Below are 1,719 nucleotides of genomic sequence, written 5' to 3' on the forward strand. Positions count from 1 at the left end.
ACGATCACCCACGTACGAGTCGCGCACGGCGACGCGACCACCGCCCAGCTCCACCGCCGCCCGACCGCTCCCCTCGACCAGGCCGTCCACCCCCAGCTCGTCGCCGGCCCGCACGGCCCGCGCCAGCGCGCCGGTCGGGCGTACGACGAGGGTGTGCTGGACGTCGTCGAGCCGGAACGCCCGGGCGAACACCGGTCGCAGCGGGCCCAGGAAACGGGCCGGGTCGGCGGCCGGGTCCCGGCGCCAGCCGGCCCAGGCGACGCCCGCGCCGACCAGCAGCAGCACCAACGGCAGGATCAGGTTCGGCGCGAGGTGGACCAGCTCCACCGCCTCGCCGGTGGTCGCGTCCGCCGGCACCCGCAGGCGGTCGGCGAACCAGGGTACGAACGCGGCCAGGCCGAGCAGCGCGGCCGGGACCGCGAGCAGCAGCACGGGCAGGCGCAGCGACGCGGGCGGGTCGTGCGGTCGGACCAGCGGCATCCGGGTGGCGCCGAAGAAGGTGCGCAGCAGCAGGCGGGTCGCGTACCAGGCGGTGACCGCCACGCCGAGCAGCCCGGCCAGCCAGACCAGCCAGCCCACCCAGGGCGCGGTCGGACCGGCCCCGTCCAGCGCGGCGGCCTCGGCGGCGGCGAGCACGCCGTCCTTGCTCCAGAAGCCGGACAGCGGCGGCACCCCGGCCAACGCGCCGAGGCCGACCACCATGCACCAGAACGTGACGGGCATGCCGGCGCGCAGGCCGCCCATCCGGGACATCAGCGTGGTGCCGACGGCGTGGATCACCGCGCCGGCGGCGAGGAACAGCAGCGCCTTGAACGCGGCGTGGGTGAGCAGGTGGAACAGCGCGGCGGCGGGCGCGCCGACCGCGAGCGCGCCGGTCATGTAGCCGATCTGGGAGACCGTCGACCAGGCCAGCACCCGCTTGATGTCGTCCTGGGCGGTGGCGGCGAACGCGCCGAGCAGCATGGTGACCGCGGCCATCACGCCGAGCACGGCGAGCGCGGCCGGGGCCCGCTCGAACAGCGGGAACAGCCGGGCCACCGCGTATACCCCGGCGGCGACCATGGTGGCGGCGTGGATCAGCGCGGAGACCGGCGTCGGGCCGGCCATCGCGTCGGGCAGCCAGGTGTGCAGCGGGAACTGGGCGCTCTTGCCCGCCACCCCGGCGAGCAGCAGCAGGCAGGCGGCGGTCAGCGTGCCGGTGCCGTAGTCGTGCGCCAGCACGTCGGCGATCCGGAAGCTGCCCGCGCCCACGCCGAGCAGCGCGATGCCGAGCAGGAAGCCGACGTCACCGACCCGGGTGACCAGGAACGCCTTGACCGCCGCGCCCGGTGCCTCGGGCAGCCGCCGGTCGTGGGCGATGAGCAGGTAGGAACAGATGCCCATCACCTCCCAGCCGACCAGCAGCATGATCAGGTCACCGGACACCACCACGGTGAGCATGGCGGCGGTGAAGAGGCTGAGCTGCGCCGCGTACGGCGGGTAGCGGTGGTCGACGTCGACGTCGTCGTGCGGGCCGCGCCGCAGGTAGCCGGTCGAGTAGACCTGCACCGCCAGCGCCACCGCGGCGACCGCGGTGGCGACCAGCACCGCCACGCCGTCCAGCCGCAGGCCCAGCGTGACCCGCAGCCCGCCCAGGTCGACCCAGGTGGTGGCCGCCTCGACCGGCCCGTCCACCCGGACCAGCAGCACCAGCGCGGCCAGCAGGGCCACCGCCGCGCC

The 1,719-nt window shown here is 75.9% G+C and carries 1 protein-coding gene; it reads right to left on the reverse strand.

Annotation, left to right across the window (positions count from 1 at the left end; all coding sequences use genetic code 11):
- Nucleotides 1–1,719: NADH-quinone oxidoreductase subunit 5 family protein (locus HUW36_RS32245; RefSeq protein ID WP_174531510.1), on the reverse strand; the 1,719-nt coding region annotated here is incomplete at both ends.

Source organism: Micromonospora maritima, from assembly GCF_902825405.1.
Classification (GTDB): domain Bacteria; phylum Actinomycetota; class Actinomycetes; order Mycobacteriales; family Micromonosporaceae; genus Micromonospora; species Micromonospora maritima.